We start from the raw sequence: 23,182 nt of genomic DNA, 5'->3' as shown, positions 1-23,182 counted from the left end.
GATCCGTCCCTCCGCTCCTCACTGCGTTCCTCGCTGCGCTGCGGTACTCGCTGCGATGCTCAGGAAGGATCTCACCTCGTGACCATCAGTGTGTTCGACCTGTTCTCGGTCGGTATCGGCCCGTCCAGTTCGCACACGGTCGGGCCGATGCGGGCGGCGGGCACGTTCGTCGCCGACCTCGGCGCGCTCGGCGTTCTCAACGACGTCGCCGGTGTCCGCGTCGATCTGTACGGATCGCTCGCGGCCACCGGCGCGGGCCACGGCACCATGTCCGCCATTCTCCTCGGTCTCGAGGGGTACCGACCGGAGACCATCGCCACCGAGGAGATGGAGGCGCGGCTGGAGGCGGTGCGGGCGAGTCGGCGTATCCGTCTCGGCGGCGTGGTGGACATTGCGCTCGCGGAGGACGAGATGGTGCTGCATCCGTTGACCGTCCTCGACTTCCACCCGAACGCCATGACCCTCACCGCAATCGGTGCGGGCGGCCGCGAACTCCGTGCGCAGACGTACTATTCGATCGGCGGCGGGTTCGTCGTCACCGGCGACGAACCGGAGGTGTCCGTCAGCGCCGTCGCGAACACCCTCTCGTTCGGGTCGGCGCGCGAGTTGCTGGACCTCACCGAGCACTACGGTCTCACGATCAGCGAGGTCATGCTCGAACACGAACGGGCTCTCCGCCCCGAGTCGGAGGTCCGGGCGCGGCTACTGCACATTCGCGACGTGATGGTCGAGTGCCAGCGACGCGGCATCAGCCGGGACGGGTACCTGCCCGGAAGCCTTCGGGTGCGGCGGCGCGCCCGCGGTTGGTACGAGCGGCTGAATGTGGAAGACCCCGAACGTGATCCCGCGTTCGCGGAGGACTGGGTGAACCTGGTGGCTCTCGCCGTCAACGAGGAGAACGCGTCCGGCGGCAGGATCGTCACCGCCCCCACCAACGGCGCCGCCGGCATCATCCCGGCGGTGTTGCACTACGCGGTGCACTACACCCCCGCCGGAAGGTCCGATCCGGACGACACGGCGGTGCGCTTCCTGCTGGCGGCGGGTGCGGTCGGATCCTTGTACAAGGAGCGGGCGTCGATCTCCGGGGCCGAGGTGGGCTGCCAGGGTGAGGTGGGGTCCGCCGCGTCGATGGCTGCCGCCGGTCTCGCCGAGATCCTCGGCGGAACCCCGGAACAGGTGGAGAACTCGGCGGAGATCGCGATGGAACACAGTCTGGGTCTGACGTGTGATCCCATCGGGGGTCTGGTGCAGATCCCGTGCATCGAACGCAACGCCATCTCGGCGGGTAAGGCGATCAACGCCGCCCGGATGGCCCTGCGCGGCGACGGAACCCACCGGGTGAGCCTGGATCAGGTGATCGAGACGATGCGGGCCACCGGCGCCGACATGAGTTCGAAGTACAAGGAGACCTCCACCGGGGGTCTCGCCGTGAACGTGTCGGTGAATCTCGTCGAATGCTGACTCATATCTATTGAGGCAGAACGCTATTCACGGTATGGTATGAGGCAGATCACATAACGGAAGAAGCCACTGAGCCGCGGCGGGAGAGTTCCGCCCTCCACCATCTGGATCAGCGGGCGCCGAAGGAGCAAATCCTCCCCGGGAAACTCTCAGGCACCTGTACCGCCGCGGCACGGCACCTCTGGAAAGCGGTCGACTGCAATTCCGGGTCGGCTCACCGATGGGGCAAGCGGGTCGTCACTCGCGGAAACTCTCAGGTCGATGACAGAGCGGGGAGGCAGCCCACCCACCGTGGCGTGCCTTGCGCGTCAACGACCACACGGAGTTCCTTTGTCCGAACGAACGAATCCGACCCGTGCCTCCGTCGCCTCGCCTCCCGACCCGAGCCCGTCTCCACAGGACAGTGATTCGGGAGGCGCGCATCTGTCGCGCCAGCTGTCCGATCGCCACATCCAGCTGATCGCCATCGGCGGCGCCATCGGCACCGGGCTCTTCATGGGCTCGGGTAAGACGATTTCACTCGCCGGCCCGTCCGTCATCTTCGTCTACATGATCATCGGCTTCATGCTGTTCTTCGTGATGCGGGCGATGGGCGAGATTCTGCTCTCGAATCTGAGCTACAAATCCTTCTCCGATTTCGCCGGGGACCTGCTCGGGCCGTGGGCGGGATTCTTCACTGGATGGACGTACTGGTTCTGCTGGATCGTCACCGGCATCGCCGACATCATCGCCATCGCCGGCTATGTCACGTACTGGTGGCACGATCTCCCGCTGTGGATTCCCGCCCTCGGCGCGGTCGTACTGTTGATCGCGCTGAACCTGCCCACGGTCAAGGCTTTCGGTGAAACCGAGTTCTGGTTCGCCCTGATCAAGATCCTCGCTATCGGCGGCCTGATCGTCGTCGGACTCGTGATGATCTTCACCCACTTCACCTCGCCCGACGGTGCCGTCGCCGGTTTCTCGAACCTGTGGAACGACGGCGGTCTCTTCCCCACCGGCCCCATGGGTTTCGTTGCCGGGTTCCAGATCGCGACGTTCGCCTTCGTCGGTATCGAACTCGTCGGCACGACAGCGGCGGAGGCCAAGGATCCGGAGAAGAATCTTCCCCGCGCGATCAACTCCATCCCCGTGCGCGTCATGTTGTTCTACGTGGTGGCACTCGTCGTCATCGTCTCCGTCACGCCGTGGCGTGACATCCTCCCGGACAAGAGTCCGTTCGTCACCATGTTCACCCTGGCGGGTCTGGGCATCGCCGCCTCCGTCATCAACTTCGTGGTGCTGACGTCCGCCGCATCGTCCGCGAATTCCGGTATCTACTCCACCTCGCGGATGGTCTACGGCCTGGCGCAGGAGGGTGACGCCCCGACGCGGTTCGGCACACTGACCCGGCGTCACGTCCCGGCGAATGCCCTGATGCTGTCGGGTGTCTTCCTTCTGGCCGGCGTCGCGATGGTCGCGGCCGGAAACTCGATCATCGCCGCGTTCACCCTGGTCACGACGATCTCCGCGCTGCTCTTCATGTTCGTCTGGTCGATCATTTTGATCAGCTACGTGGTGTACCGCAAGCGTCGTCCGCATCTGCACGCGGCATCGACGTTCAAGATGCCCGGCGGCGTCGTGATGTGTTATGTCGTGCTCGCCTTCTTCGGATTCCTGATCTGGGCGCTCACCCAGAAGGACGACACCCTGCATGCGCTGCTGGTGACTCCGGTGTGGTTCGCGATCCTCGGCGTGGCATGGTCGATCCTCCGGCGCCGCCCCGGGCACCAGGCCCGAGAAGCGGCATTCCGGGCGGAGATCGCCGCAACGCACCACGAGTAAGCGCACGGTGCCGGGAATCCGATCGGGATCCCGGCACCGTGGTCATGCAGGTGCAGGTTGCAATAGACCGATCCGGTCGAATCGCTCCGCACGTTCGGAGAGTCGCTGGGTGGTGTCCGCCGCGTCGAGCAGCGACAACTCGCGGTGGAGTACCGCCCCGACGCGCGTGCAGAATGCCGCGGATTCTTCTGCCGCGTCGGGGTATTCGGGAATAACCTCGTCGACGATGCCGCTCGCGAGGAGGTCGGACGACCGGATCCCCTGCCGGGCAGCCATGTCCGGAGCATGCGCGATGTCGTGGTGCAGAATTGCGCTCGCCCCTTCGGGCGGCAGCGGCGACAACCAGCCGTGCCGGGCCGCGAGCACCCGGTCGGCCGGGATCAACGCGAGCGCGCCGCCGCCGGTGCCCTGCCCGAGCAGCAGGGAGATCGTGGGAACGTCTAGGGAGACCATGTCCGCGATGCAGCGTGCGATCTCCCCGGCCAGCCCGCCTTCCTCGGCTTCCTTCGACAACGCCGCCCCCGCGGTGTCGATGACCGTCACCAGAGGCAGGTTCAATTCGGCCGCCAGCCGCATTCCCCGCCGCGCTTCGCGCAGTGCACCGGGGCCGAGCGGCGACCGGGTGGTCTGTCCGCGACGGTCCTGGCCGAGCAGAACGCACGGCATGTCACCGAACCGGACGAGGGCGAGGATGAGGCCGGGGTCGTTCTCACCCTGACCGGTTCCGTTGAGCGGCAGCACATCCGAGGCGGAGTGGAACATCACGTCGCGCACCCCGGGGCGGTCCTCGCGGCGCGAGGCGACCACCGACTCCCACGCAGGGACGTCCGGCAGGGTCTCGCGCACGGGCGCGTCGGCGAGCGACGGCCGGCCATTACGGCCGGAGGTGATGATGCGCAGCGCGCGGTCGACGATCTCGGCGAGCTGGTCCGGCGGCCGCACCGCGTCGATGAGTCCGTGGGCGTGGAGATTCTCGGCGGTCTGGACATCGGCCGGGAACGGCGAGTCGTACAGCGCCTCGAACACCCGCGGTCCGAGGAATCCGACGAGCGCTCCGGGCTCGGCGATCGTGACGTGGCCGAGGGAGCCCCAGGACGCGAATACGCCGCCGGTCGTGGGATTCCGGAGATAGACGAGGTAGGGCAGGTGCGCTTCCTTGTGCCGGATCACCGCCGCCGTGATCTTGACCATCTGCAGGAATGCGGTGGTCCCTTCCTGCATCCTCGTCCCGCCCGACGTGGGGAGGGCTAGGAGCGGAAGCCCATCGCGGGTGGCGCGGCGTATCGCGGCGACCAAGCGCTCGCCCGCGGCCACCCCGATGGAGCCGCCGAGAAAGCCGAACTCACAGATCAGGATTGCGGTGCGGCGGCCGCGGATGGTGGCAGCCCCGGTCAGAACCGCCTCGTCCAGTCCGGTCTTCTGCTGTGCGCGCAGCAGTTCGTCGGCGTACTCGGAATCCGCAGCGACGGGGATAGGGGCGGTGTCCCACGACTCCCAGGTTCCGGTGTCGGCGACGAGGTCGAGCAGTTCGGGCGCTGTCAGGCGTGCCATCAGCTGCATTCCTTCAGCCACGACATCACGGTGTCGGTGTCCGCGCCGAGGACCGGGGGTGCGGTGTGCCGGGTCTCGGTGACTTCGGTGCCGTCCGAGTCGAAGAACCGGAGCGGCGGCCCGGGCAGGGTGATGGTGCCGAGCGTGCGGTGGTCGACGTCGATCAGCAGCCTCTGCGACTTCGTCTGCTCCCATTCGTAGACCTCGGAGATGGTCCGGACCCGCCCGGCGGGCACCCCGATCCGGTCGAGTTCGATGAGAAGTTCGTCGCTGGTGTATGCGCCGAACGCGTCCTCGACCATTTCCAGGACCTGCTTGTGGTTTTCGACGCGTTCGGGGTTGGTGGCCATTCCGGGGGCGTCGGGGTCGAGGTCGAAGCCGGCGCAGAACCGCTTCCACAGTCCCTCGCTGCCGACCGAGATCTGCACGGCGCCGTCGGCGGTGCGGAACAGGCCGTACGGGGAGATGGACGGATGGTGGTTGCCCTGGGCCTCGCCGACCTCGCCGGCAACGGTCCACTTGGTGCCCTGGAAGGCGTGCACGCCGACGACGCTGGCCAGCAACGACGTGCGCACCACGCGGCCCCGGCCGGTGCGTTCGCGTTCCTGCAGGGCCGCGACGACGCCGAAGGCCCCGTACATGCCGGCGAGCAGATCCGCGATGGGGACGCCGACGCGCTGGACGTCGTCGGGATTCGGTCCGGTCAGCGACATCAGCCCGGCCTCGCCCTGGGCGATCTGGTCGTAGCCCGCGCGTCCCCCCTCGGGTCCGTCGTGTCCGAATCCACTGATGGACAGGATCACCAGGCGGGGATTCAGCTCCGCGAGACGCTCGGTGGTGAAGCCGAGGCGGTCGAGCACGCCGGTGCGGAAGTTCTCCATCAGGACGTCGGCGCGCCGGACGAGGGACTCGAGGGTGCCGCGTCCGTCGTCCGCCTTGAGGTCGAGGGTGATCGACTTCTTGTTCCGGTTCGCGGACAGGAAGTACGTCGATTCCCGCTCGCCGTAGGCCGGGTCCACGAACGGCGGTCCCCAGCCGCGGGTGTCGTCGCCGCCGTGCGGGGTTTCCACCTTGATGACCTCCGCGCCGAGGTCGCCGAGCATCATCGCCGCGTGCGGGCCCGCGAGTGCGCGGGTCAGATCGATGACGACCACGCCTTGCAGCGGACCGGTTCGCTCCATCGTTTTCGTGGACATGTGCAACCACCGTTACTTCCTGGCGAGAGCCGCGATATCTGGATTGTTGGTTCAGTGACCTAGTGGACCAGCCAATTAAATGAAGCATCTGACCCGGCCGATGTCAAGAGCCGGAGAATGTGCCGGTCGCCTACCCGGCGACGGTCAGAGCCAGCCGGGCACCACGAGGATCGCCCAGGCCGCGAGTGGTCCGATGGCGACGACGAGCGCGCTGTATTTCAGGATCTGCTTGTAGAACCGGTCGCGATCGACGTTCTGGGCGTTGGCAAGCACCAGGGCGCCGTTGGTCGAGAACGGGCTGACGTCCACGATGGTCGAGGAGATGGCGAGCGCGACGATGACTCCCACCGCGCCGACCTCGCCCGCGAGCAGGAACGGAACCGCGAGCGGAATGGTCGCTCCCAGAATCGCGGTGGACGAGGCGAAGGCGGAGACGATGGCCCCGATGTAGCAGAGGAGGAGGGCGACGAGGAGCGGCAGACCGAGGCTCGCCACCGCATTGCCGACGTACTCGACGGTGCCCGCTTCCTGCAGCACTCCCACGAAGGTGAGCACGCCGCCGATGAGCAGAACCGTCGACCAGCTGATCTGAGCGATGGCGCCCTTCTGCGCCTTCGGCGAGGCGAGCGCCAGGACGACGGCCACCGTCATCGAGATGAAGCCCACGTCCAGATCGAGGATCAGCGAGAACACGGCGAGCGCGACGAGGCCGACGAGGGTGAGGGCCTGATCGAACGTGACACGGGAACGGGCCGGCGAATCCGCGACCGTCGGCGTGGGGCGCACCTTGGTCGCGGTGGCGCCGCCCGAGCCCAAGCCACCGCCGGTGGCGGTGGCGGGAACTCCGCCGCCCGACACCCCGTCGACGGTTTCGGCCGCATCCTCGGGGCCGTCGTCGTGCACGCTGCGCCCGATCAGGCTCCGACCGCCGAGGAAGACGAACAGGAGTACACCGATCGCGGCGTTGAACACGAGACTGCCGAGGAACAGGGTGAGCGGACTGCTGGTCAATCCCGCCGTGGACGCGATGTCGTTGACCGTGACGCCGTAAATGCTGATCGGCGAGAATCCGCCGGCCTGCGCTCCGTGCACGACCATCATGCCCATCAGGAGGGCGTTGATCTTGTAGCGGGCGGCGAAGCCAAGCGCGATCGGGGCGACGATCGCCACCGCGGCGGGGCCGAGGGCGCCGATCGCGGTGAGCACCGCCGTGATCCCGAACATCACCCACGGGATCAGGGCGACGCGACCGCGGACCAGCCGGACCGCCCCGCGGACCATCAGGTCGACGGTCCCGTTGTTCTGGGCGATCGCGAAGAGGTAGGTGATGCCGACCAGCGTCAGGAACAGGCTGGCGGGGAAGCCGGCGATGATGTCGTCACTGCTCATGTGCAGCGACAGGGTTCCGACGAAGAAGGCGGCAACGAAGCCGAGGGCGCCCATGTTCACGGGCAGCACGGTCGCCGCCAGAAACATGACGGCGAGCGCAAGGATGGGAATCAACTCGGTCGACACGAGAGTCTCCGGTTCTGTGGCAGTGACATGGTCTCGGCCGCCGCCGGCGAGCAAATTGACTCAGTGGCAGATTGGCCTAGCCACTTCATCGAAGCAGTGTTGTGGATCACTGTCAACAGGAACTGTGCGTGCGGTTACATGACTTTGCGAGATACCGTGGAGTAGTTTCAGTGGAATGGAGAGTGGGTGGCCCAGTGGCTGAGCAACTGCGTCCGGTGGCGCGTCCGCGGCTGTACGAGGTGATCGTCGAGCAGCTCTGTGCGCACATCGCCGACCACGAGATGACGCCGGGCGACCGCCTCCCCGCGGAACGCGAACTCGCAGCTCAGTTGGGTGTGAGCCGCGCGTCCCTGAGTCAGGCGCTCGTCGCCCTCGAGGTGCAAGGCGTGGTGTCGGTGCGGCACGGAGACGGTGCCGTGCTCGTCCGCCGTCCCATCGAGGAGCGCGCCGTCAAGGCGCTGCGGGAACACGCCGACCGCCTTCCCGAGGTGATCGAGGCCCGCGAGGCGCTGGAGGTCAAACTCGCCGGACTCGCCGCCGAGCGCCGGTCCGACGCGGAGATGGCGGCAATCGATTCCGCACTCGCGACGATGGAATCCGAGATCGCCGCGGGCGATCGCGGCGTCGTCGGCGACGAGCAGTTCCACGAGGCCATCACCGTTGCGGCGCACTCGTCACTGCTGGCCAAGCTGATGCACGAGATTTCCGGGCTGATCCGGGAGACCCGGATCGAGTCGCTGTCCCAGGCCGAACGCCCGCGGGCCTCCCTCGAAGGGCACCGGCGCATTGCGACAGCGATTCGAGATCAGGACTCCGCGGGCGCTTCCCGGGCGATGGCCGATCACATCCGGATGGTGTCCGACGTCGCGCTGCTGCGCGAGGGCGGGTAACCGCGCCTATCCGCCGGCCACCGACTGCGGCCGGTGGGCGCCGAGGATCGTGTCGGTGTCCGCGCCCAGTACCGGCGGCGCGGACGTCAGGTGCGGGCGTTCGCCGGCGAAGCTGACCGGGAACGCGATCTGCCGCAGGCTGCCCAGCGTCGGGTGGTCGACCGTGCCGATCATCCCGAGCGCCGCGGTGTGCGGATCGGCGTAGATCTCGTCGAGGTGCCGGATCGGCGACACCGGAACGGCGTGCGCGGTGAGCGTGTCGCACCATTGCTCGACGGTGCCCGTCGCGAAGGCCGCGGACAGTTCCCGCTCGAGCTCGCCGCGATGCGCCACCCGGTCGCGGTTGCGTCCGAAGCGCGGATCCGACGTCAGATCCTCCCGGCCGATCGCCGAGCACAGGCTCGCCCATTGCGCGTCGTTGCCCACCGCGACGACGAAGTACCCGTCGCTCGCGGGAAAGGCCTGATAGGGCGCGAGATTCGGGTGGCCGGATCCGAGTGGGCCGGGGCGCTCCCCGGTGGCGAAGTAATTCGTCGCCCAGTTCACGTGCAGGGCGAGTTGGCACTCGAACAGCGACGTCGTGACGTACTGCCCGCGTCCGGTCCGCGACCGTTCCACGAGAGCCGCGAGCACGCCGACCAGTCCGAACAGCGCCGCCCCCAGATCACCCATCGCGAATCCGGCCTTCATCGGCGCCCCACCCGGTTCACCGGTCAGCGACATGAGGCCACCTGCGGCCTGCGCGATCATGTCGTAGCCGGGTTCGTCGCGCAGCGGACCCTCCTCCCCGAACGCGGAGATGTGCAGCACGACCAGGTGCGGGTACCGCTCGGACAGCGTCCGGTAGTCGAAGATGCGCTGCAACCCGCTGCCGGGCTTGAAGTTCTCGACGACGACGTCGGTCTCCTCCAGGATCCGATGGATCGCGTCCTGCCCCTCCTCCGATTTGAGGTCGACGGTGACCGACTTCTTGCCCCGGTTGATCGCGAGGTAATAGGTGGCGTCGGCGCCGACGAACGGCGGCCCCCACGACCGGGTCGGGTCGCCGCCGTCGGGATGTTCGACCTTGGTGACGTCGGCGCCGAGATCTGCGAGCGACATGGTGGCGTACGGACCGGCGAGGATCTTGGAGAGGTCCAGCACCCGGACACCCGCGAGGGGCGCCGGTCCGGCGTTTGTCGTGTTCACAGGAGAACTCCTGTCGCCGAAACGGTTCGGGGTGCGGTGTCGTGCGCGGCGCGGGCTTCGACGTCGGTGCCGTCGACGACGGCGGCCAGTTCGTGCAGGGCCGCGGCCGGGACGTGCCCGGTGCCGCCGGCGAGGTAGGCGTTCGCGACGAGCAGCGACCGGTACCCGCGGTCCGAGGTGATCGCGAAGTCGGCGAGGTCGAAGAGCAAGGTCGCCATCACCGTGCGAGCCAACTCGTTCGCGTAGCGCGCGCATCCGGCCTGCGCGGTGTCGTCGTCGCCGGCGAGCAGCAGGTCGCCTTCCTCGATCAGGTCGTCCCAGCGGCGACGGAGAACGTCGGCACCGGCGGCGCAGTCGGGTCCGAGCCCGGCGAGGATGCCGCGCATCGCATCCGCCAGCTGACGGTGCGCACCGGACTTCCGCATGCACCGCAACACGTCCAGGGCGATGACGTTGCTCGAGCCCTCCCAGATCGAGCCGAGGTGGGCGTCGCGCACCAGGCGGGCATGGGCCCACTCCTCGATGTATCCGTTGCCGCCGCGGACCTCCATGGCCTCGCCGGTGACCACCCGGGCCCGTTTGCACACGTAGTGCTTCGCGAGCGGGGTGAGAACCCGGATCAGCCCCCGCGCGGCGTCGTCGCCGGTGTCTGCCGCCTGCAGGCACTGCGCGCTGTACGCCACCAGCGCGAGCGCCGCCTCGGCGTCGAGCGCAAGAGGCAGCAGGGTGGCGCGCATGAGCGGCTGATCGAACAGCTTCTTGCCGAACACCACTCGCTGCCGGGTGTGGTCGACGGCGTCCCGCACGGCCCGTCGCATGAGTGCACTCGACCGCATCGCGTTCGACAGCCGGGAGGTGTTCACCATCTCGGCCATCTGCCGGAACCCGCGGTCGAGTTCGCCCACCTGCAGGGCGTGCGCGCCGGTCAGCGACACCTCGCCGCTGGGCATCGACCGGGTACCGAGCTTGTCCTTCAACCGGTCGATCGTGTAACTGTTGCGCTGTCCGCTCGCCAGAACCTTGGGCACCATGAACATTCCGACGCCCCGGGTCGAGTGGTCGTCGCCACCGGGGAACCGGGCCAGGGTGATGATGACGTCGGCGTCGGGATTGGACGCGAACCATTTCTTCCCGGTCAGCCGCCACCCGTCGCCGTCCCGCTCCGCGACCGTCTCCGTTCGGGCGATGTCCGTGCCGGCCTGCGGTTCGGTCATGAACATCGCGCCCGTCATCGCCTGCCGCGGGTCGGTGGACGTCAATCCGTCTATCCAGGAACCGAACACGCCGGGGTCGCCGAACATGCGCAGGATGCGGGCGGCGGCGTCCGTCATCGACACCGGGCACGCCAGCCCGAACTCGGCCTGCACGAAGACGTACGACGCGAGGTACTTCACCAGGTGCGGCGGCACGGCCTCCCAGCCGTGCAGGCCCCCGCGGTGCGACAGCGCCGACAACCCGTATTCGCTGTAGGCGGCGCGGCACAGTTCCCGGTAGGCCGGGTGATACGCGATCCGGTCGATGCGTTCACCGTCGCGATCGAACTGCTGCAGCACGGGCGGATTCTTGTCGGCGGTGGCGGCGAGAGCGTCGAGCCGTCCGGCGGCGTCTGCGCCCAGCCGGTCGAGCAGGGCGTTCAGCCTGTTCCGGTCCGCGGCGTCGGTCCAGCGGTCGACGACGATGCGCAGGGCGGGGTCGGTGCGAACGAAATTCATGAGTGGGCAGCATCTTTCCGGATGAAGGAGCGGGTTGGAGGGGTCGCGGCGTCCCGGTTCCGACGGGCGTCTCCCCTGCGGAGCAGTAGGGTCATGCAGACGAGCGAGAGCACGACGTAACCGAGCCCGAGGGCGACCACCGGCCAGATCGAGTCGGTGTGGGTGAGCAGGAACTGGCAGAGCATCGGGGCGGTTCCGGCGAAGATCGCCGTCGACAGCTGATACGACAGCGAAATCCCGGTGTATCGCACGGTGGTCGGGAAGACCTGGGCGAGGATGCCGGCGAGCGCCGCGTAGTACATCGCGTGCGGCGCGGTGGCCAGCACCATGCCGAGCATGGCCAGCGGCACCGACCCGGTCTGGACGAGGAGGAACATCAACGGCAACAGCACGAGTTCGGGCAGCAGCATCCACCGGACCGCCCGCGACGGATCGATCTTCGTGGCGAGCACCGCCCCGAACGGCTGCACGAGAACCTGCGCGACCAGCGCGACCGTGATCACCAGCAGGAAGTCGCTTCGGTCGAACCCGAGATCGGCGGTGGCCCAGGCGAGCGCAAACGTGGTCTTGACATACGTGATGGCGACACCCGCGACCACTGCGCCCACACCGAGAACCAGTTCGACGGGGTGCGAGCGCAGCACCTCGACGAGCGGCATTCGGGTGCGCTCCTGCGCAACGACGGCCTTCTTCATCTCCGGGGTCTCCGAGATGCGCAGCCGGATGTACAGCGCGACGACGACGAGCGCGGCGGACGCGAGGAACGGCAGACGCCAGCCCCAGCTCTCGAACACACTGTCCGACAACAGCGTCAGCGCGAGAAACGCCAGGGTTGCGAGCAGGTTGCCGACGGGCGATCCCTGTTGCGCGAATGCGCCGTACAGCACCTTCTTGTTCGGGGGCGCGAACTCGGTGGCGATGAGCACCGCGCCACCCCATTCGCCGCCCATCGCGATGCCCTGGACCACGCGGAGCGCGACGAGCAACACGGGCGCCCAGATCCCGATCTGCGAGTAGGTGGGAAGGCAACCGACTCCGACCGTCCCGATCCCCATCAGGGCCAGCGTGATGATCACGGCGTTCTTGCGGCCGAACTTGTCACCGAAATGCCCGAACACGATTCCGCCGAGCGGCCGTGCCACGAACCCGATCGCGAACGTCGCGAAGGCGGCGAGGGTGCCCACCGCGGGCGAGGCATCGGGGAAGAACAACCGGCCCAGCACGAGCGCGGACGCGGTGCCGTAGATGTAGAAGTCGAACCATTCGATGGTCGTGCCCACGAACGCGGTGACTCCCGCTCGACGGGCCTGCCGGGTGCTGTATTCGGGTGGTGCCGCGTCGCGGCCGGGATTCGGATTCACGGTTCTCCCTGACTGTCGTGCTCGTCCCACCGGGGTAGCGGTGGTGTGCATCACTATGGTCGGGATTCCGTGTAGAGTCCAAGACTTAATTCAGCTTGTTTAGGTGCTCAGCCCACATAATTGCGAGGAGCGGTCGTGGAACTCCGTCACCTGCACGCCTTTCTCGCGGTCGCGGAAGAACTGCACTTCGGGCGGGCCGCCGAGCGTCTCCACGTCGCGCAGTCGCCGCTCAGCCAGACCGTGCGAGCGCTCGAGCGCGAACTCGGCACGGACCTGTTCGTCCGCACCACCCGCTCGGTGCGGCTCACGGCCGCGGGTGAGGCGCTGGTGGCCCCGGCGCGGGTGATCGAGGCGCAGATCGGGATCGTGCGCGGCATCGCGCGGGCGGCGTCCGCCGGTGAGACCGGGCGCGTCACCGTCGGCTTCGGCGGCGCCGGCGGCTACACGGTGCTCTCCGTCCTCGCCCGATCCCTCGCCGACACCTATCCCGGAATCGAACTGGAACTCCGCCCGCAGATGTACTCCGGCGAGGTGCTCGACGCAATCGCGCGCGGAACCCTGGACATGGGCATCGTGGGGCTGCCGGTCCCGCGGGGTTTCGCCACCCACACCGTCCGCGAGGAGGCACTGATGGTGGCCGTCCCGGCCGGGCACCGTCTAGTGGACGCCGGTGCGGTCGTGCCGCAGGAACTGGCGAGCGAACGGTTCGTCATCTACCCCGCCGAACACGGTTCCGTGGTCCGCGACGCCACGCTCGCGCTCTGTGCAGCAGCCGGTTTCGCGCCCGTCGTCGCGCACGAGGCACCCGACCCCTACAGCCTCCTCGCGATGGTCGGGGCGGGGGTCGGCGTGGCCGTGGTGGTCGATTCGACGGCACACCTCACGATGGACGGTGTCGTATACCTGCCCATCGCCGGCGACGTCCCGACTCTCCCCATCGCGATGGCGTGGGAGAACTCGAATCCGTCGCCGGCGGTGCGAACCGTCACCCGCGTACTGCGCACCGTGGCCGGTGACCCGTAGCCGGGGCGGGCTTTCGCGACCGAATGTCACAGCGGGCCGATCCGAGTGGACGAATGTCCCATCGGGTCACGCCCGACGGTGTGGGCGGGACGTACACCGACTTTCCGATGCCGGCGCAGTTGGCTCCAGGCGCGCGTGGGCATTTCGTTCATCCGACAGGACCCGTCGATGGGACCCGCGACCTCCTGGGACAGCATCGGCGCCTACCGGCTGACGGCCGTGGCGTCCGCCGACGCCATCGCCGAGGAGGCAATCACCCCCGCCGTCAGATCTCTCCTCGAACACCGAAACACCGACCTCCGTTCGACGGCGGAAATCTACCTGGCTCATGCGGGAGACGCCGCCGCGACCGCGGAGTTGAACATCCATCGCCAGACCCTGTACTTCAGCCGTATCGAGGACCTCACGGGACTCGACCTGGCAGTGGGCGCCCATCGACTGGAACTGCACCTCGGCCTCTATCTGGGCAAATTCCTCGGACAGTTTCCGTGCCAGTGACCTGCGTTGGCGGACGGGAAGGTGGGGCTTGACCCAATTTACTAATGCCTATAGTTTATTTCTCTGTGAGACAAACCACGCTCGATGTAGCGTTGTCTCACGCCACGGACACGCGCTTTCGTCAGCCCGAGGGAGGCTTGGAATGCCTGCACCGCCGATCGCCCGCCCACCGATCGACTCGAACCCGAGTCGACGCGCGGTCAGCCTCTACCTTCGACGTCGACACCGATCAGGAACGCCCTGAGCATCTCGACGAACAGCGCCCGGTCCGCATCCGCCACCGATGTTCTTTGGCCGGGTGCCTCCGAATCGATCGGGGGCAACTCCACGAGCGCGGGCCTGCCGGTCGCCGTGCACATCGCGGATCCCACCGTCATCCGGTGCGTGGCCTCGAGCAGAAACAACTGACGGGACCGCGGAACCCCTTGGTCGCCCAGCAACCTCGAATACTGCGCGTACAGCTTGTGCAGGAGGTTCTCGGGAAACCAGGTGAACACCACCGGAACGATGTTCGGGTGGCGCAGTAGCGAATTCCGGAACTCGAGCGACTCGGCGATCAGCCATTCCCGCCACTGCCCCGGTGCCGGGTCGGGAATCCGCGGAGTCTCCAGCACGACCGCGCGTGCCACCTCCGACAGGATCTCGGTCTTGTCGGCGAAGTGGTTGTACAGGGACGGTGCACGCACATTGAGCGCCGTCGCGATCCGTTCGAGGCTGAATCCGTCCATGCCGTCGCGATCGATGATCTCGATGGCGGCAGACACCACGGCGCTCCGCGTGATCGCCGGCTTGCGTCCCACTGATCCTCCTCAGGTCCGCGCGAATCGTACCCCCATCCCTTCATCCCGAGACCTACGACAAGGAGCACGTCGATGCGTGACACCACCATTCTCCGCGCCATCCAGGCCTGGACGGTTCGCCAACCGGACGCACCGGCGCTGATCTGTCACGACACCTCGCTGACGTGGCGCGAGTTGACAGTCGCGATGGATCGCGCTGCGGCACAACTCGTGTCCTCGGGTGTGCTGCCGGGTGATCGTGTCGGGGTGCTCGGCGGCCTGTCCGTGGAGTGGGCGATTGCCGCTCTGGGCGCGATCCGCGCCGGCGGCATCCTGTGCCCTCTGAACGAGCGGCACAAGTCCGTCGAACTGGGCGAGGTCTACCGGAAACTGACCCCGCGGGTGGTGGTCGCGGCGGCCGCCAACCTGGAGATTGCGGAGGCCGCCTGCACCGGCATCACCGAACCCCCGCAGATCCTGGATCCCCGGACCCTGCGCACCACCGACCTCGACGTACCCCTGCCGCCTCCGGGCCGAGATCCTGCCGACGCGGTGTGCATCATCCCGACGTCCGGGTCGACCGGACTGCCGAAGGGTGTCGTCTACACCCACGAGTCCCTGCTCGGCGCGTTCTTCGAATGGTCTCTGCAGGCACCGGCACACATGGGCGCACGCACCCTGAACCTCAGCTCGATGTCGTTCGCCGCAGGCCTGCTCAATGGATTCCTCGCACCCCTTGTTCTAGGCGGCAGCATCGTGATGCTGCCCAAGTGGGATCCACAGGTCGCGATGTCGCTGATCGCGTCCGAACGTGTGGCGACGATGGCAGGCACCACGATCTTCTTCGAGCAGATGGCCACGCTCCCGTCCTTCGAATCCACCGACATCTCGTCGCTGAAGGTGGTGTTCATCGGCGGAAACCCCGTCACTCTGCAGCTGATCGAGGCATGGTCGAGGAAGGGGGTGGGCCTGCGCCAGGCGTACGGACTGACCGAGTCGTTGTCGATGGTCACTTTCCCGACCGTCGAACTGTCCATGCGCAAACCGGAGTCGGTCGGCTTCGGCGGCATCCTCACCACGGTCGAGATCATGGATCTCGACGGGACGCCCTGCCCCGCCGGAACACCGGGCGAAATCTGGATCTCCGGCCCCGGCGTCGCCCGCGGGTACTGGCAGGACGACGCGCTCACCGAGCAGACGTTCGCCGGGGGATGGCTACGGACAGGCGACGTCGGCGTCAGGGACGAAGAGGGCGCGATCCGGGTGGTCGGCCGCACCAAGGACGTGATCATCTCGGGCGGGATGAACATCTATGCCGCCGAACTCGAACGCGCCGTCCTCGAGTTGCCCGCAGTACTCGAGGCGGCGGTGATCGGCGTGTCCGACGACGAGTTCGGCGAAACCCCAGCAGTCCTGCTGCGCACCTCCGCCGAGGTGCCCTCGCACGACATCATCGATCATTGCCGGAACCGGCTGTCGAACTACAAGGTGCCCCGATACGTCGTCTTCCGCGACAACCCGTTGCCGCGCACCTCCAGCATGAAGATCGACAAACGAATCCTCCGAGCCGAGTACGTCGACCTGCCGGAGCATCACGACCGCATCGGCCGCACCGCATCCTGACCGCAACCCCGTTGCACCACAGCGTAGGTGTGACTCTCGAACGAGTGGAGTTCTCTCATCATGACCATCGACATCGACATGCAGACCGTGCGGGACCGCGCACTGCGTAAACTGCTGACGCACCTCAGTGACTCCGTCACCGACCAATGGGACGAGATCGCGCCGTTCCAGTCGACCGACTACCACGATCCGGCGGTAGCCGAACTCGAGCGGGACCGCATCTTCGGCGAAGTGCCGTTCATCGTCGCCCACAGCACGGAACTCGCCGGCAAGAACGACTTCATCTCCGTCGAACTGCCTCGGAACAAGGCCATCGTCATCCGGCAGAAGGACGGCAGCGTCAAAGCTTTCGTCAACGCGTGCCGTCATCGTGGCGCCCAGCTGGTGACCGAGGAATCAGGCAAGTGCCGGCTCTTCTCGTGCCCGTACCACCGGTGGTCGTACGATCCGAACGGCCGGTTGCGCACCGTCACCCTCGACAACACGTTCGGTGAATTCGATCGGTCCCGATTCGGCCTCGTCGAGCTTCCCGTCGAGGAGCGTCACGGCTTCGTCTGGATCATCGACAACGCCCGGCGAGAAATCGATGTCGCCGAGTGGCTCGGGCCCGAGATGGACGAGATTCTCGGCGGGTTCGGCATCGACCGCCTCGTGAGCGTCGACCCGCACACGTATCGCCGGCCCACCAACTGGAAGATCATGCAGGACGGGTTCCTCGACAATTACCACGTGAAATTCGCTCATCCGAACACCGCGGGAAGGATGCTGCACACCAATGCCGTTGCCCTCGAGGACTATGGACGCCACTTCTGGTTCCTGACCAGCCGGAAGAGCATCGATCAGTTCATCGGCCAGGACCTGACGTGGGAGCCGTCGATGGTGAATCACACCATCGAGAGCTGCTTTCTCGCGCCGAACACCATGCTGCTCAAGCACGCGACCCACATCGAGCTCCTCACGTTCCGTCCGGTGGGCGCGGACCCGAACGAGTCGATCATGCAGATGCGGGTCATGGCTCCGACGGTGGAGGACAGCGGGCTCGCCGAGGAGCACTGGACGAAACGGTGGAAGAAGAACTGGGACATCTTGATCTCGATCCTCCACGACGAGGACTTTCCCATCCTCGACGGTTCGCAACGCGTGCTGTCGAGCATGGATGCGGGGACGATGCTGCTCGGCCGGAACGAATTGGCCAGCCACCTCTTCCGTCGGGAAGTGCGCCGCCTCGTCGAGACGGCCCCGGAGGAATGAGCATGTCCACCGCGGACACCGACCCGGAACTGATCTCGCTCCGGTGCTACGGCGGTCCCCCGTCCCACGACACCGCCCCGCTGTTCCAGGCGGCTCGCGCAGCCGACGCGGAGATGGGATTCTCCGAACCGGCCCAGTCTTTTTCGCGGCCCTCGGCACACTCCCTGACCGCCGAGGTTCGCACCCTCCTGCATCGGTGGACCACCGCCGCGCCGAGTGCACCCGTGCTCGCCGCGGTCGTCACCGCCAGACAACTGCGACCGTCCCTGTGGGCAGTGGACATCGTGGTCGATCCGCAGTACCGGTCGATGGGCGTCGCCACCGCTGTCTTCGAGACCGTGGGTGCCGACCTGTCGGGGATGCCTGCACCGTTCGGAGCCATCGCCGGCGCCGCCGTCGTCGGATGTTCCTACGGCTCGCATCCGGCGTCCGGCCGGCTTGCACGGCGATTCGGTGCACGATTCGGGGGCCGACGGGACCAGCTCCTCCTGCCGTCCCGTTCCGACTACGCCGCGTCCCGCATGGCTCGCTCACCGCGGCCGCGGTCCGTGGCCTGTGCGGACGAAGGTCGTGAGGTCGGCGCGTTGTCCGTGTGGGAGCACTTCGATGATGCCGGTGCCGGTGCCCGGCGGTTGCGCATCTCCGTCGCCGACAGTCCGGTCGACACCCGCCGCGACCGATTGGTCGGTGTCGTCCGGACCGCGATCGAGCACCTCTGGGCGAGCGGCGCCGACTCGATCGAGACCAGCGTCGACGCATCCGACGCGGCGGCCCTCGACGTCCTCCGGTCCGCGGCGTTCCAGCACGACCGGAGCGACGCACTGTTCACCCTCGGGTAGCGCTCACGCCCCGAGCAGCAGGATCCCGGTCACCAGCAGCGCAGCCAACCCAGAGGCGCAGCAGTGACATGACCCTGCACCGGGAGCTTGCGGCCCCGGCCGTCACAGCCGGCGGCCAGGACATCGAAGGTGGCCGGTTGCCACAGCTGGCCGCCGGCGACTATGACCGTGCCTGTGCCCGCATGGAGGCGGTGGTGCGGACACTCGAAGCCGCCCGGCGACCGCGGGCCCTCCTCGAGGCCAGGGTGCTGTACGCGCGGAGCCTGGGCCACCGCGGGCAGGATCACCGCCGCGAGACAGGTCCTCATTCCCGTCGCGGCGACCTGCGCCGAGTGCGGTCTGCCCCGCCTGCCGGCCGACGGCGCCGAGCTATCCGACGGTTGCAGCGGCAGCGCTCTCGGCCGGCGCGCTCGTCCGGATGAGCCGGTCGAACGCACTCAGGGCTGCCGTCGCACCGGCGCCGGCGGCGATCACGATCTGCTTGTACGGGACGGTGGTGCAGTCACCGGCAGCGAACACGCCGGGTACCGACGTCTGACCGCGGTCGTCGATGACGATCTCGCCGCGAGCGGACAACTCGACCGTCCCGTCCAGCCACTCCGTGTTGGGGAGCAGACCGATCTGGACGAAGACACCCGCGAGGTCGAGCGTGTGCGCGGTGTCGGTCGAGCGGTCCTGGTAGGCCAGGCCGGTGACCTTGTTGCCGTCTCCGAGGACCTCGGTCGTGAGCGTATTCAGCAGGATGTCCGCGTTTGGGAGGCTGCGCAGCTTGCGCTGCAGCACCTCGTCGGCCCGGAGCACCGAGTCGAACTCGATGAGCGTGACATGGTCGACGATTCCCGCGAGATCGATGGCCGCCTCGACGCCGGAGTTGCCGCCGCCGATCACGGCGACGCGCTTGCCCTTGAACAGCGGACCGTCACAGTGCGGGCAGTAGGTCACACCCTTGTTCCGGTACGCGTCCTCGCCGGGCACGTTCATCGAGCGCCACCGTGCACCCGTGGACAGGACCACGGTGCGCGCGAGAAGGGAAGCGCCGCTGTTCAGTTCGATCTCGACGAGACCGTTCTCGGTGGCAGCCGGCACGAGCTTCGCGGCCCGCTGGGTGTTCATGATGTCGACGCCGTACTGGCGGACGTGATTCTCGAGCGCGGACCCGAACTGGGGGCCCTCGGTGTACGGAACGGAAATGAAGTTCTCGATCGCCATGGTGTCGAGCACCTGGCCCCCGAAGCGTTCCGCGGCGATGCCGGTGCGAATTCCCTTGCGCGCGGCGTATACCGCGGCCGCTGCACCCGACGGGCCGCCGCCGACCACGAGGACGTCGAAGGGCTCCTTCTCCGCGATCGCGGCGGCCGCGCGGTCGGCGGAGCCGACGTCGAGCTTGCCGATGATCTCCTCGAGGCTCATCCGGCCGGAACCGAAGAGCTCGCCGTTCAGGAAGACCGTCGGCACGGCCATGATCTGACGGCCGTCGACCTCGTCCTGGAACAGGGCGCCATCGATCGCGACGTGGCTGATACGCGGATTGAGCACGCACATCAGATTCAGAGCCTGCACCACGTCCGGGCAGTTCTGGCACGACAGCGAGAAGTAGGTCTCGAAGTGGAAGTCGCCGTCGAGGTCGCGGACCTGCTCGAGCAGTTCGGCGGACTCCTTCGACGGGTGACCGCCGACCTGGAGCAAAGCCAGTGCGAGCGAGGTGAATTCGTGACCGAGCGGGATGCCGGCGAAGCGGACCGCGATGTCGGTGCCGCTGCGGCGGACCGCGAACGACGGGCGTCGCTCGTCGTCGTCGCGGCGTTCGTAGGTGACCTTGTCCGACATCGCCGCGATCTCGGTGAGCAGTTCGGCGAGTTCCGCCGACTTGGGCCCGTCATCGAGCGAGGACACGAGCTCGATCGGCAAGGTCAGCTTTTCGAGCAGGGATTTCAATTGGCCGGCGAGCGAGGCTTCGAGCATGCGGATCTACTCCATCGATCGGGAGGACAGGGGATCGGGAACCGGAGCACCTGGACAGGTCCGGAAAGTGTTGGTGCGACACCGATTGCCCCCACGGGAGCGGAGCACCGGGAACCGCGCGCACGGGCTCAGAAGATCTGAGCCCGTGCCGACGGTGCGTGTGGGCTGCGTCAGATCTTGCCGACGAGATCCAGCGACGGGGCGAGGGTCTCTTCGCCCTCTTCCCACTTGGCCGGGCAGACCTCGCCCGGGTGCGACCGGACGTACTGGGCGGCCTTGACCTTGCGGACCAGCTCGGCGGCGTTGCGGCCGATTCCTTCCGCGGTGACCTCGGTGAACTGGATGACACCGTCGGGGTCGACGAGGAAGGTGCCGCGGTCGGCCAAGCCCTCGTTCTCGCGGAGGATCTCGAAGTTCCGGCTGATCTCCTGGGTCGGGTCACCGATCATGGCGTACTTGATCTTGCCGATGGTGTCGGATGATCCGTGCCACGCCTTGTGCGTGAAGTGCGTGTCGGTCGACACCGAGAAGACCTCGACGCCGAGACGCTGCAGCTCCTCGTAGTGGTCGGCGAGGTCGCCGAGTTCCGTCGGGCAGACGAAGGTGAAGTCGGCCGGGTAGAAGAAGAAGATCGCCCACTTGCCCGCAACGTCGTCGGCGGACACGGTGGTGAACGCGCCATCCTTGAACGCATTCGCGGCGAAGGGCTTGATCTGCTGGTTGACCAGGGCCATTGAAACCTCTATTCGGTGGAAGACGGGAAGCCGATACCGAGAACGCTATCCAGCAGTTTGGAATAGGTCCAATCTATGAGACCTATTCCATAGATTGGATGGAGCTATCAATTCTTCCCTGAATCCGCCGAGCCGCAGGTCAGTGCGGTACTCCCCCGATGCCGCCCGCGGCAGTCGCCGGACGTGCGGTGTGACCACCGTGACACTCCCCAACCCGAAACTTCACACTGCCGTCGGACCGCGGCGTCACCCCGGCCGCCGCGAGGCTTTCCGGAACCGGAATTTTACGGTCCTATCGTGGTGTGGTGAGCGATGACACTTGGGCCGGTTTGGCCGACCTCTTCGCGGATGAGGCGTATGCCTCGGTGAAGGGTCGCGTACGCACGTACGTGTTGCACCGGCAATTGCTCGAGCACTTACCGGCACCACCCGCCACGGTCCTGGATATCGGTGGCGGTGCGGGCCATCAATCGTTTCCGCTGGCCCATGCCGGCTACGACGTGACCCTGCTTGATTCGTCGCCGGCAATGCTGGACAAGGCGCAACAGCGACTCCAGCGGCTGCCCGAGGAGGCCCGGCGCCGGGTGACGCTGATGCAGGCCGACGGCGGGAGCGCCGTCACGGCAGTCGACGGCCGGCGCTTCGACGCCGTGCTGTGTCACGGGGTGCTCGGGTACCTCGAGCAGCCGGAACCGCTGGTCGACCAGATGTGCCGATGCGCCGCCCGCGGTGGCGTGGTCTCGATCATGACGGGCAACGCCAGGACGCTGGCGGTGCGCCCGGCGCTGGAACGGCGGTGGGAAGACGCCCTCGCGGCGTTCGACGCCACCGGCGAGATCGGAGTGCTGGGCGTACCGACTCGCGCCGACACCGTCGAGCACCTCAGCGCTCTCATGCAGGACCGAGGTGTGACGCCACTGGACTGGTACGGGGTGTGGCTGTTCACCGACTGGCTCGACTTCAGCGGAACCGAACTCGACCCGGCCGATGAACAGCAGGTCGCGGCGATAGCCGCCGTCGAACTCGAGGCCGGTAGGCGAGATCCCTACCGCCAGCTCAGCCGTCCCTTCCATCTCTTGGGACGCAAAAAGACGGCCCCACAACACATCTAGTCGAGGTGGGCGGACAGCAACCATGCGGGCAGCATCGTCCTGCCCTTGTCGTCCTGCTGCCAGTTCGCGGCCTGCTCCGGGCCGAGCAGGGCATGGATGAAGGCTGGGCGGATGTCGTCGACGGCCCAGAATTCGGCCACGGCATCGCGTAGCTCGTCGTCGGTCACCGGATTCGGCCCCTCTCCCTCGGGGAAGGCGCCCTTCGCGAACACCAGGATGTAATAGGACGCGCCGGGAGCGGCCGCCCGGGCGACGGCGCGCAGGTAGTCGCGCCGCCGATCCACGGGAAGCGAATGGAACAGGGTGCTGTCGACGATGGTGGCGAATCGGCCGTCGAAACCCGTGAACGAACAGATGTCCGCCACCTGATACGTGGCCGTCGTCAACCCGCGATCGGCCGCGGCCGCCTCGGCCACCGCGATGGCCGTCGGCGACAAGTCCAAACCGACCACCGTGTACCCCTGAGCGGCCAGGTGCAGCGACGTCTCGGCGTGCCCGCAACCCGCATCCAACACGTCGCTGCGGAACTTGCCCTCCGCTATCAGCTCGGCAATCTCGGGCTGCGGCTCACCGATGTTCCACGGCACCTGTCCCGAAAAATCCTCCGCCTTGCCTCGGTAAATGTCATCCCACGGCGCAACCTGATCGTCATCGGTCATGACATCG

The 23,182-nt window shown here is 67.3% G+C and carries 19 protein-coding genes and 1 riboswitch; of the genes, 9 read left to right on the top strand and 10 right to left on the bottom strand.

What is annotated here, in order from left to right; translation table 11 throughout:
* Positions 1-78 precede the first annotated feature (78 nt).
* Entirely contained in the window at positions 79-1,461 is a 1,383-nt protein-coding gene (locus tag H0B43_RS21565) for an L-serine ammonia-lyase (protein ID WP_185726083.1), read from the top strand.
* Between the two features lie 70 nt (positions 1,462-1,531).
* Positions 1,532-1,636, top strand: a riboswitch (glycine riboswitch).
* Between the two features lie 155 nt (positions 1,637-1,791).
* A complete protein-coding gene (gene cycA / locus H0B43_RS21560) occupies positions 1,792-3,282 on the top strand; it encodes a D-serine/D-alanine/glycine transporter (protein ID WP_213015214.1) in 1,491 nt (496 codons plus the stop codon).
* A gap of 42 nt (positions 3,283-3,324) precedes the next feature.
* On the opposite strand, the gene H0B43_RS21555 is transcribed toward cycA, so the two are convergent.
* The 3 genes from H0B43_RS21555 to H0B43_RS21545 all read right to left on the bottom strand — a co-directional run bounded on the left by H0B43_RS21555 (position 3,325) and on the right by H0B43_RS21545 (position 7,544).
* Positions 3,325-4,833, bottom strand: coding sequence for a carboxyl transferase domain-containing protein (locus H0B43_RS21555; protein WP_185726085.1), 1,509 nt, complete (start codon positions 4,831-4,833; stop codon positions 3,325-3,327).
* Entirely contained in the window at positions 4,833-6,029 is a 1,197-nt protein-coding gene (locus H0B43_RS21550) for a CaiB/BaiF CoA-transferase family protein (RefSeq protein WP_185726086.1), read from the bottom strand. Before H0B43_RS21550 ends, H0B43_RS21555 begins: the two co-directional genes overlap by 1 nt.
* Positions 6,030-6,173: 144 nt before the next feature.
* The gene (locus H0B43_RS21545; RefSeq protein WP_185726087.1) at positions 6,174-7,544 is read right to left on the bottom strand and encodes an SLC13 family permease; all 1,371 of its coding nucleotides are present in this window, start codon (positions 7,542-7,544) and stop codon (positions 6,174-6,176) included.
* A 194-nt stretch (positions 7,545-7,738) separates the two neighbouring features.
* Between H0B43_RS21545 and H0B43_RS21540 the strand changes: the two genes are divergently transcribed.
* Complete coding sequence (locus H0B43_RS21540; protein ID WP_185726088.1) at positions 7,739-8,434, top strand: FadR/GntR family transcriptional regulator; 696 nt, start codon at positions 7,739-7,741, stop codon at positions 8,432-8,434.
* Positions 8,435-8,440: 6 nt separating this feature from the next.
* Here H0B43_RS21540 and H0B43_RS21535 read toward each other — a convergent pair whose 3' ends face one another.
* Genes H0B43_RS21535 through H0B43_RS21525 form a run of 3 tightly spaced genes read right to left on the bottom strand, consistent with a single transcriptional unit; the run spans position 8,441 to position 12,695 of the window.
* Positions 8,441-9,622 (bottom strand): CaiB/BaiF CoA-transferase family protein, encoded by a 1,182-nt coding sequence (locus H0B43_RS21535; protein ID WP_185726089.1) that lies wholly within the window; start codon positions 9,620-9,622, stop codon positions 8,441-8,443.
* Positions 9,619-11,334 carry an acyl-CoA dehydrogenase family protein gene (locus H0B43_RS21530; RefSeq protein WP_185726090.1) on the bottom strand — a complete coding sequence of 572 codons (1,716 nt, stop codon included), beginning with the start codon at positions 11,332-11,334 and terminating at the stop codon, positions 9,619-9,621. The genes H0B43_RS21535 and H0B43_RS21530 overlap by 4 nt, the downstream gene beginning before the upstream one ends.
* Positions 11,331-12,695: an MFS transporter gene (locus tag H0B43_RS21525; RefSeq protein WP_185726091.1), complete on the bottom strand. Its 1,365-nt coding sequence runs from the start codon at positions 12,693-12,695 to the stop codon at positions 11,331-11,333. Before H0B43_RS21525 ends, H0B43_RS21530 begins: the two co-directional genes overlap by 4 nt.
* Before the next feature lie 135 nt (positions 12,696-12,830).
* Here H0B43_RS21525 and H0B43_RS21520 point away from each other — a divergent pair, with 135 nt between their 5' ends.
* The gene (locus H0B43_RS21520; protein WP_185726092.1) at positions 12,831-13,718 is read left to right on the top strand and encodes a LysR substrate-binding domain-containing protein; all 888 of its coding nucleotides are present in this window, start codon (positions 12,831-12,833) and stop codon (positions 13,716-13,718) included.
* Positions 13,719-13,886: 168 nt separating this feature from the next.
* On the top strand, positions 13,887-14,216 hold the full coding sequence (locus H0B43_RS21515) for a helix-turn-helix domain-containing protein (RefSeq protein WP_185726093.1): 330 nt from the start codon (positions 13,887-13,889) through the stop codon (positions 14,214-14,216).
* 200 nt (positions 14,217-14,416) lie between these two features.
* Here the strand turns inward: H0B43_RS21515 and H0B43_RS21510 are convergent, their stop codons facing one another.
* On the bottom strand, positions 14,417-15,016 hold the full coding sequence (locus tag H0B43_RS21510; RefSeq protein ID WP_185726094.1) for a TetR family transcriptional regulator: 600 nt from the start codon (positions 15,014-15,016) through the stop codon (positions 14,417-14,419).
* Positions 15,017-15,088: 72 nt separating this feature from the next.
* Here H0B43_RS21510 and H0B43_RS21505 point away from each other — a divergent pair, with 72 nt between their 5' ends.
* The 3 genes from H0B43_RS21505 to H0B43_RS21495 are packed head-to-tail and all read left to right on the top strand — an operon-like array spanning position 15,089 to position 18,708.
* A complete protein-coding gene (locus H0B43_RS21505; RefSeq protein WP_185726095.1) occupies positions 15,089-16,618 on the top strand; it encodes a class I adenylate-forming enzyme family protein in 1,530 nt (509 codons plus the stop codon).
* A gap of 60 nt (positions 16,619-16,678) precedes the next feature.
* A complete protein-coding gene (locus tag H0B43_RS21500; protein WP_185726096.1) occupies positions 16,679-17,869 on the top strand; it encodes an aromatic ring-hydroxylating dioxygenase subunit alpha in 1,191 nt (396 codons plus the stop codon).
* A 2-nt stretch (positions 17,870-17,871) separates the two neighbouring features.
* Complete coding sequence (locus H0B43_RS21495; RefSeq protein ID WP_185726097.1) at positions 17,872-18,708, top strand: hypothetical protein; 837 nt, start codon at positions 17,872-17,874, stop codon at positions 18,706-18,708.
* A gap of 369 nt (positions 18,709-19,077) precedes the next feature.
* Here H0B43_RS21495 and ahpF read toward each other — a convergent pair whose 3' ends face one another.
* Positions 19,078-20,670, bottom strand: a complete 1,593-nt coding sequence (gene ahpF, locus H0B43_RS21490; protein WP_185726098.1) for an alkyl hydroperoxide reductase subunit F — start codon at positions 20,668-20,670, stop codon at positions 19,078-19,080.
* A gap of 170 nt (positions 20,671-20,840) precedes the next feature.
* Positions 20,841-21,404 (bottom strand): alkyl hydroperoxide reductase subunit C, encoded by a 564-nt coding sequence (gene ahpC, locus H0B43_RS21485; protein ID WP_185726099.1) that lies wholly within the window; start codon positions 21,402-21,404, stop codon positions 20,841-20,843.
* Positions 21,405-21,709: 305 nt separating this feature from the next.
* Here ahpC and H0B43_RS21480 point away from each other — a divergent pair, with 305 nt between their 5' ends.
* Entirely contained in the window at positions 21,710-22,516 is an 807-nt protein-coding gene (locus tag H0B43_RS21480) for a methyltransferase (protein ID WP_185726100.1), read from the top strand.
* Here H0B43_RS21480 and H0B43_RS21475 read toward each other — a convergent pair.
* Positions 22,513-23,175 carry a class I SAM-dependent methyltransferase gene (locus H0B43_RS21475; protein ID WP_185726101.1) on the bottom strand — a complete coding sequence of 221 codons (663 nt, stop codon included), beginning with the start codon at positions 23,173-23,175 and terminating at the stop codon, positions 22,513-22,515. The two genes, H0B43_RS21480 and H0B43_RS21475, sit on opposite strands and share 4 nt — an antisense overlap.
* Positions 23,176-23,182: the final 7 nt, after the last annotated feature.

It is taken from the genome of Rhodococcus sp. 4CII (genome assembly GCF_014256275.1).
GTDB lineage: Bacteria > Actinomycetota > Actinomycetes > Mycobacteriales > Mycobacteriaceae > Rhodococcus_F > Rhodococcus_F wratislaviensis_A.
The sequence above is the reverse complement of the archived record's forward strand: the minus strand, read 5'-3'. Positions and strand labels throughout refer to the sequence as shown.